The sequence below is a fragment of the Paeniglutamicibacter sp. MACA_103 genome, from assembly GCF_045798555.1.
Lineage (GTDB): Bacteria > Actinomycetota > Actinomycetes > Actinomycetales > Micrococcaceae > Paeniglutamicibacter.
This window is the reverse complement of the sequence record NZ_JBIXLN010000048.1, coordinates 23630-31865: the sequence shown is the minus strand read 5'-3', so window position 1 is coordinate 31865 and position 8236 is coordinate 23630. Positions and strand designations below refer to the sequence as shown.

The 8236-nt window shown below is 68.6% G+C and carries 8 protein-coding genes; 3 read left to right on the top strand and 5 right to left on the bottom strand.

The features are described from left to right. Positions 1 to 183: 183 nt before the first annotated feature. Positions 184 to 882 (bottom strand): maleylpyruvate isomerase family mycothiol-dependent enzyme, encoded by a 699-nt coding sequence (locus ACIPVK_RS18440; protein WP_407613438.1) that lies wholly within the window; start codon positions 880 to 882, stop codon positions 184 to 186. 167 nt (positions 883 to 1049) lie between these two features. On the opposite strand from ACIPVK_RS18440, the gene ACIPVK_RS18435 reads away from it, so the two are divergent. Next, positions 1050 to 1658, top strand: a complete 609-nt coding sequence (locus ACIPVK_RS18435; RefSeq protein WP_407613437.1) for a GNAT family N-acetyltransferase — start codon at positions 1050 to 1052, stop codon at positions 1656 to 1658. A gap of 27 nt (positions 1659 to 1685) precedes the next feature. Here the strand turns inward: ACIPVK_RS18435 and ACIPVK_RS18430 are convergent, their stop codons facing one another. Continuing rightward, positions 1686 to 2177: an FBP domain-containing protein gene (locus ACIPVK_RS18430; RefSeq protein ID WP_407613436.1), complete on the bottom strand. Its 492-nt coding sequence runs from the start codon at positions 2175 to 2177 to the stop codon at positions 1686 to 1688. A 294-nt stretch (positions 2178 to 2471) separates the two neighbouring features. Then, positions 2472 to 3245, bottom strand: coding sequence for a formylglycine-generating enzyme family protein (locus tag ACIPVK_RS18425; protein ID WP_407613440.1), 774 nt, complete (start codon positions 3243 to 3245; stop codon positions 2472 to 2474). Positions 3246 to 3434: 189 nt separating this feature from the next. Here ACIPVK_RS18425 and ACIPVK_RS18420 point away from each other — a divergent pair, with 189 nt between their 5' ends. Together ACIPVK_RS18420 and ACIPVK_RS18415 are read left to right on the top strand one after the other, a co-directional pair. Beyond that, positions 3435 to 4349, top strand: a complete 915-nt coding sequence (locus tag ACIPVK_RS18420) for a LysR family transcriptional regulator (RefSeq protein WP_407613435.1) — start codon at positions 3435 to 3437, stop codon at positions 4347 to 4349. A 105-nt stretch (positions 4350 to 4454) separates the two neighbouring features. Continuing rightward, positions 4455 to 5528 (top strand): FUSC family protein, encoded by a 1074-nt coding sequence (locus ACIPVK_RS18415; RefSeq protein ID WP_407613434.1) that lies wholly within the window; start codon positions 4455 to 4457, stop codon positions 5526 to 5528. 60 nt (positions 5529 to 5588) lie between these two features. Here ACIPVK_RS18415 and ACIPVK_RS18410 read toward each other — a convergent pair whose 3' ends face one another. Together ACIPVK_RS18410 and ACIPVK_RS18405 are read right to left on the bottom strand one after the other, a co-directional pair. Further along, a complete protein-coding gene (locus ACIPVK_RS18410) occupies positions 5589 to 6545 on the bottom strand; it encodes a CobW family GTP-binding protein (protein ID WP_407613433.1) in 957 nt (318 codons plus the stop codon). Next, positions 6542 to 8221, bottom strand: a complete 1680-nt coding sequence (locus ACIPVK_RS18405; protein ID WP_407613432.1) for an amidohydrolase — start codon at positions 8219 to 8221, stop codon at positions 6542 to 6544. The genes ACIPVK_RS18410 and ACIPVK_RS18405 overlap by 4 nt, the downstream gene beginning before the upstream one ends. Between the last annotated feature and the right edge of the window lie 15 nt (positions 8222 to 8236).

Sequence of the window (8236 nt, the reverse complement as noted above, 5' to 3'; positions counted from 1 at the left end):
CCCCCCCCCCCCCCCCCCCCCCCCCCCCCCCCCCCCCCCCCCCCCCCCCCCCCCCCCCCCCCCCCCCCCCCCCCCCCCCCCCCCCCCCCCCCCCCCCCCCCCCGTCCGGGGGAGGGGCAGGCCCCGCCCCCGGTCTCGGCCGGCGCCCGTTGGGAAAGGGGTGGTGCCGGAGAGAAGTGTTTCCTACCAGGCCGGCAGCACCGGCAGCGGGCCGTCGGCCTCGACGTACCGCGCCTGGCCGCGCGCCAGCCACTCGATCAGGCCCTCGCGGTCGGACTTCACGTGCAGGGCGCCGTCGCCGATCACCCACTCGTCGCCTTCCTCGGTCACCAGGGTCATGCCCGGGGCATCCTTGGCCCGCATGGTGCGCACCGCAGCCTCGACGGCGTTGAGCTGCGAGTCCGGGTCGGCCTCCTCGATGGTCCAGGCGGTGTCCAGGTCGTGGTGGTGGACGACGACCTCGGCGATGCGCAGCGCCACGATCGAGGTGGCGGGGATGACCTTGCCGTGCAGGTTCACTTCCTCGACCGCGAGTTCGCCGGTCAGCCGTTCGGACTGCTCGGCGAAGAATTCCGCGGCCGTACGAACCTTCTCGACCAGCTCCTCGCGGGGCAGGCCCGCGAGCGCCGCGATTTCCTCGGTGCGGGCCTCGGGCGAGGCGTAGAGCTGCTGCTCTTGACCGGTGGTGGCCCAGTCGATGAGCTTGACCAGCGAGCGGCCGTTCGAGGCGAGGTGGGCGATGACGTCGGCCCGGCTCCAGCCCTCGCACAGGGAGGAGGCGGCCATTTCGTCGCTGGACAGGGTCTCGATCGTGGCGAGCAGCATGGCGGTTTCGCGGCCGAGGCGGGAAAGGTCCGAGTGCAGGCGAGCGGAGTTGATCATGGTGACACCCTACCAACGGGCAGGCCGGCGCAGGCCCCGAAAACCAATACATATCGAACCGGTATTGACTCATATGCAGGGGACGCCCGGGGCAGCAGCCCCCCTGGCGCCGGGCGCGGGGTCCTTCGCACCCTGTTTGTGTCGCCCGCGCGCGATAGGTTGGGAAAATGACGGACATAAACCCCGGGACACCAAGGCTGCAGCTTGATCCGCCCGTGCGCGCGGACCGGGATGCAGTCTTCGCGATCGCCAGCGACCCTCGCACCTGGGCGCACATCCCGGGCGAGCGGATCACCGATCCGGCACGGGTCGAGGCCGCACTGGAGATGTTTGGCACCGGCTGGCGGGAGCACGGTCTCTCGCACTGGGTCGTGCGCGTGGGGGAGGATGGCGCCAATCCGGGCCTGGAGCGGGGCCGGGTGCTGGGGACCGGGGGAGTGCACCTCTTCGAGACGGAGGCGGGAAGCAGGATCTGGAACCTCGGCTACCGGCTGGATCCGGCCTGCTGGGGCCACGGGTTTGCCACCGAGCTGGCCCGCACGGCCGTGGCCAGTGCAGGGGAAAAGCTGGCAGAGGTGCCGGTCATTGCCCGGGTGCTGTCCACCAACCCCGCATCGGTCAAGGTGGCGCAGAAGGCCGGGCTCCAGCTCCGTTGGGAAGGATCGCCGTCGCCGCAGACAGTGGCCGCCGTCGGGGATGAATCCGTGACGCGGCTGATTCTTGCGGACAGGGAGCTGGAGCCAGAGGTGCGTGACTGGCTGGTCTCCCGCGGATAGTGGCCGCGGGAGACCATGCGCGTTTCGCTATTCGCCGTCGCGCACGCGCCGGGCAAAGTTCAGCACGTGTTCGCGCAGCACGCCGATACGCCTCAGGATTTCGGCTTCGCGGTCAAAACCGATGTAGGGCAATGATTTCATCATGCGGACATTGGCAGGGCACTCGAACTCGGCGCACACCAAGATGCCGATGGTGTCGCCGTCGCGGCCGGCCTGGCCACCCTTCTTGGCGTTGAAGAACACGACGTCGTTGGGCAGGTCCACGTCTTCGCACCACGAGCACTGGGGGCGGTTGCGGATCCTTCCCTCGGTCTTGCGGAACATGATGCCCACAGGAGCATCGTCAAGGACCGTGACGACGTAGCCAACCAACGGCAGCTTCGCATCCCGCCAACCCAGGAATTCACGGTTGTCCCAGTCCAGGGCGTCGAAGTTTTCCGGCAGCGTGATGGCCTTGCGCTCGCGCATTGAGGCGTTGATGAAGGAGGAGCGGATTTGTTTTTCTGAAAGGGAAAGCATGGGAAATCGGGGCCTGACTGTCGTGCCGCCTTCTCGCCGCGGCGAGTGGGAGGGGCATGCTTCGGGTGGGGTAAATGATCCGCGCGCGGTCGGGCGACCAGTCGCCGAGAACCCGGCAGCGGACGTGGGTGCGCCGATTGGGCGCGAGGTATCACCGAAAGTGGACAGTCTTATCTCGAGCCGGCGGAAAAGACGCCGGCTACCTCCGAACGCCCGCGGGGCGGTGGGGTCGAGATCAAAATGGACATGCGAAAAAGTATACGCCCGTCCAAATAGGAGCCTTGCCAGAGGCGGTCAGTCGAGCAACATGCTCCGCAGCGGGGTCCACCCGACGGGAAGAGGGCCGCGGACATCGGCGCGTTGGCGATCGGCTTCGGCGGACCAGCCCTGGGCGGCGGTCGCGCCGCGCTCGCCGACCGCCCCGCGGGCCACCCGGAACCCGACGTCCTCAAGCACGGCGTCGGGTGCGCTGTCGCGGCGCACCGAGGCTCGGCAGCTCCACGGTTTGTCGTCCCACCCGCCGCCGCGCAGGCTCCGGTAGCCGCCGTAGCGTGCGGTGTCCGCATAATCCCAGCACCATTCCCAGACGTTGCCGATCGTGTCGAAGAGGTCGAAGCCGTTGGCCGCCTTGCGGCCGACCTGCTGTGGCCCGTCGAGTCCGTCGCCGGAAGTCCACGCGATATCCCGCAGCGGTCCGTACGTGGGTGTCGTCGTGCCGGCGCGGGCGGCAAACTCCCATTCGGCCTCCGTGGGGAGACGATACCCCTCGGCCGCCACGTTCCAGGCGACTTCGCGCGTGCCGAGCTCGTAGGCGGGTTCCAGGCCCTCGGCAGCGGATGCGGCATTGCACCAACTCACCGCATCGAACCACGTCACGGGATGCGCCGGCGTATCCGAGGATGCCTGGGGGATGGGAATCGAGCCCGGGGCCCGGCCCCACTGTGCGCCGGTGACTTGGGTCTGCCCGAGTTGGAACGGGTGCAGCTGCACCTCGCGCACCGCCTCGGAGCGGGCGTCTCGCATGCGAATGGACCCGGACGGGATCGAAGCCAATGAAATCTCCACGATTCGATCATGCCCCGTTCTGGCGGGACCGCGGTAGCGGTTATTCGCAGATGACATCTCCGGTCCGGGTGCCCGCCGTCCTCATCTTCGCGCCGCTGCTTCAGGGTGCGGGCAGCGCGCGTCGGCACGTCATCGAGGGGAATGGTCGACGAGAAAGTGGCAACGGATTCCCGGATGCTGTAGACCGGTCGTATGTTCATCAGGCAACTCGAGTACATGGTCGCACTGGCCCGCGAGCGGCATTTCGTGCGTGCCGCCCAATCCTGTTCGGTGTCCCAGCCCGCGCTCTCGGAGGGGATCCGGAAGCTGGAGAAGGAGCTGAACGTTCCCCTGATCCGTCGGGGAAACAAGTTCGAGGGCCTGACCGCCGAGGGCCAGGAGCTTGTCATCTGGGCCCGGAAGATCCTCGCGGACCGCGACGCAATGAACGACGAAATCGAGGCGATGCGCGCCGGGGTCAGCGGCCAGCTTCGCTTCGGCTCCGTCCCCACCGCCTCGATCGCGGTGTCGCTGCTGAACGCACCGTTTTGTGCGCTGCACCCCTTGGCGCGTGTCCAGGTGGTCTCGGACCTGACATCCGACGATGTCCTGTCGCGGTTGCGATCCTATGAAATCGACGCCGGCATCACCTACATCCAGGACCCGGTACCTGCGGAATTCCGGGTCCTTCCGTTGTACCGGGAGCAATACGTCCTGCTGACGGCCGCGGGCGCAGGAACGGCGTCGTCGCCGACCTGGGCGCAGGCGGCGGCACTGCCGCTTTGCCTGCTTGCCCCGACCATGCAGGGTCGGCGGCGCATCGACGAGGTTTTTGCCGAAGTGGGCGTGAAACCCGAGCCAAGGCTCGAAACCGACTCCGTGGCATCGCTCTTCGCGCATGTGAAGACCGGATCCTGGGCCACCATCGTGCCCTCGGCCTGGCTGCACGTCTTCGGGGTGCCGGCCAATCTGCACGCGGTGCCATTGGTGGGGCCGGAGCGATCCGTTCCGATCGGGCTTGTCACCCTGGCCCGGGATCCGGCCCCGATCCTTGTGCGCGCGATGGCGTCCGTCGCCGAATCGACGGATCTCACATTCCTGGAAAATCTTCCAGCTGATCAGGGATGATAACCACCGCCTATTGATTCATCACCTTCACCTCTTTGACGCCTATGGCGTGGACGGCGCACTGTGGTTTCCCGGGGCACGGCGCCCCCTCGCAGGGGAGGCGACATGGCAAGCAAGGCGGAGGCTCGGGCCACCGGCCCAAGTGGCGGGGATGCGCCACGACGCGCCCTCGACCCCCGCCGTCTGCTGGACCTCGGCCCGGCCCAAGGCGACGGGCCGGCCGCCTGGCGCGTGGCGCTGGGCGTCGCCGTCCCCACGCTGGCGCTATTGGCCGCCGGCCGGCCGGGACTGATTATCTACGCCGTCTTCGGGGCCTTCATCGGCATGTATGGCAGGAACGAGCCGCACCAGCTGCGGGCCATCCACCAGGCCCAGGCCGCGGTGCTGCTCGTGGGCGGAACCCTGATCGGGATCGGGCTCTCGGCCATGGGGATCAGGCCGTGGACGCTGGTAATCGTCGAGGCCGTGATCGCGGCCGCGGGGTCCATCGTTGCCGACAAATACCGGCTCAAGCCCGGCGGTCCCTTCTTCTGCATCTTCGCCCTGGGCGCCTGCGCCTCGGTTCCACTTGCGGTGCCGTGGTGGTGTGCGGCGTTGGTCTGCATCGGTTCTGCCTGCTTCGCGGTATTGGTCGGGTTCGCCGGTTGGGTCGGGAACCGGACCTGGCTGCCCGGGGCCGGTCGGCCGGTGGCGCCCGCCATGGCGCCCGCGGTCCTTGTCCACGCGCTGCGCTACTTGGTGGCCGTGGGCGCCGCCGGAGCGGCAGGAATCCTCTTGGGGATCGGGCACCCCTACTGGGCCATGGCCGCCGGAGCGGTTCCGTTGGCCGCCGAGACGCTGGGAGCGCGCATCCAGCGCGGCATCCACCGCGTGTTCGGGACGCTTGCCGGGATCGGATTGACCGGGGTGATCCTCCTGCCCGAGCCCTCGATGGCGGTCCTGGGGCTGGCGGTGGTCGCGCTGCAGTTCCCCAGCGAGTTGTTCATGGCGCGCCACTACGGACTTGCCCTGGTGTTTTTCACGCCGCTGATCCTGGTCATGACGTACCTGGCGGCACCCGCGGATCCCGGAATCCTCATGACGGACCGCGCCGTGGAAACGCTCATCGGGGCCGCAACCGGGATGCTTGTCGCGGTCGGCATCCGTGAACCGAGCGTGCCCCGGACCGTTGGCCGTTGATCCGGGTTTCCCTGTGGGACTTGCCGAACCCGCCACGGAACGGAAACCGATGGCGGCCGGCTAGCGCGGGACGGTTTCGCGGCTGGCACGGAGGACTTCCTCCAGCGCGACCCCGGCCACCTGCAGTGACTCGGTGGGATCCGCCCCGGCCGCAATCAACACCAGGCCGGGGTTCGCCGGAGAAGGACTGTCCGCCGCACGAGGGAGGACCTCCACCCGCCCTGCGGCCAACTGCAGCTCGTGCCAGCGCCCGTCCCGTCCCCGCAGCGTCCCCTTGGCACGCACGAGCCGATCGGCCTGCTCCAATAGGGTGCGCACCACCGCCTCCACCTCGACCGGTTCGGAAGCGGCCAGGGTGCAGGTGGCGTGGGAATCGGCGTGGAGATCCTGCGCTTGGGCGAGGTTCCACGGACGCTCCGTCTCCGGCGGCGCGTCAACGGCGAAGGCCCGGGCGGCGCTCCTTTCCGGATGGCGACGGTCCTGTTCCAGCAGCCTGGCTTCCGGTGCCGCGGCGGTGCAGGCATCCAGCGCCGCGGCGATCTCCGCCGAGAGGGCAAGGTCCGTCTTGGTCAGCAGGACCACCTCGGCGGCGGCCAGCTGACGGAGCACGGTGTCCCCGACATACATATCGCGCAGCAGGCGGACCACGTCGGTGGCATCCGCACACACCAAAACCGGCCCGGGAGCGAACCCGGGGTAGCTGCGCCAGGTGGCCAGCTCGCCCGGGTCGCCCACGCCGCTGACTTCGCAGAGCACATTGTCCAGGTCCGTGCGAGCCGCCAGCGCGGTCATCGTGCGGGCCACGTCGTCACCGAGTTGGCAGCAGATGCAGCCGTTGGTCAGCTCGATGGTGTCCTCGTCGGCCGCGGCAATCAGATCGGCATCGATGTTGACGGAACCGAAATCGTTGACCACCACCGCAGTGCGCCCGGGCAGGGCCCCGGCCAGCAGACGGTTCACCAGCGTGGACTTGCCCGAACCCAGGTACCCGCCGATGATCCCCAACCGGGTGCTCACCGTGCCCCCGCCTTCACCCCGGCCTGCACGTTGCTGGCATGGTGGCGGCCGCCCACCACCGTGCCGAGCACGTGGATGTTTCCGATCTCCTCCGCGGGGACTTCCAGTGGATCCAGGGCCAGGACGGCCATGTCGGCGAACTTCCCGGCCTCCAGCGAACCGACCTCGTGATCCATTTTCAACATGTAGGCACCGCCGAGGGTCACCGCCTCCAGCGCCTGTTGGGCGCTGATGCGTTCGTGTTCTCCCATGACCCTTCCGGAGACGGTCAACCTGGTGACGGCGTGCTTTACGGTGTGCAGCGGGCCCAGGGGAGTGACGGGCGTGTCGGAGTGGAAGGAGATCGGCACGCCGTGGCGCAGCGCGGTCGCCGTCGCGTTCATCCGCGCCGCCCGGTCCGGTCCCACCGTGATGTCCATGTGCTGGTCGCCCCAGGCCCAGATGTGGTTGGCGAAGATGTTGGCGCAGGCACCGAGGGCCGCCATGCGGCGGTATTGGGCGGCGGTGCTCATCTGGGAGTGGGTGCAGGTGTGCCGGTGGTCGGGCCGCGGGTGCGCGGTGAGGATGGCCTCGAGTGTTTCCAAAAACAGCTGGGTGGTCTGGTCCCCGTTGCAGTGCACGTGCACCAGCACACCGGCCTTGTGGAAGGTTTCGAAGGCCTCGTGGAATTCCTCGGGACTCACCGCCCAGATGCCGTTGGGCTGGTCCCCATAGTAACCGGGCTCCAGCAAGCGGGCGGTGAAGCCCTGGATGGAGCCGTCCAGCATGAGTTTCACGTTGCCGAAGCGGAGCTTTTCGGTCGACAGGGCGCGCAGCCTAACGAGTCGTTTGGCCGCCTCGGCCAGGGAAAGGGAGACCTTGCCAACCCCGACACCGAAGTGAAAGACGTTCAGCCGGGCGGGGAAGCCGTCGTCCACGGTCGACCGGTAGAGCTCGACGCCAGCGTCCTCCATTAGGATCCGCGAGCCCAGGTCGGTGAGCGTGGTGGTTCCGGTGTTCACCCCGTCCTGGGCGAACGCCTGCAGGGCCGCGGCGTTGATGTTCATCAATCCGGTGCCCTCGGTCAGTGGCGCCACCAGTGCCATGGCCACGAATTCCTGTAGCTCTCCCGTCGGTACGCCGTAGGCATCCTTGGCCACGCCGGAGACCGTGGTCCGCGCATCGATGCCGCAGGCCTGCAGCGCGGCGGAGTTCACTGTGCACACGTGCCCGCTGGTGTGCGTGATGTGCACGGGCCGGGTGGCGGAAACCCTGTCCAGATCGCTCGCCGAGAGGCGTTCGCCGGTGAAGTAGATGGGGTCCAGCCCCCACGCCAGCAGCGGGGTTTCCGGGTCACCGAGTTCGGCCTCGGCCTCGCTCAGCCGCGCAAGTACGTCCTCGATGCTGCGGCACCCGGGCCAGCGTCTGCCGTCGGGGGCAATGCGATCGACCAGGCCGACGTAGGTGTTGGCCCACACGTTGCCGGATCCCGCGTGGCTGTGCGCTTCCACGAACCCCGGCACCAGCACCGCCTCGGCGTAACGCTCGTCAAGGACCGCGCCGGGGTACCCCAGCAGTTCCCTGGTGCTGCCGACGGCGCGAATCCGGTCCCCGCGCACCGCAACGGCCTCGGCCGTGGGGTTTGCCGGGTCCATGGTGCGTACCAGGCGGGCGGGGTAGACAATGGTGGGTTCCATGGTGATGGAGGCCTT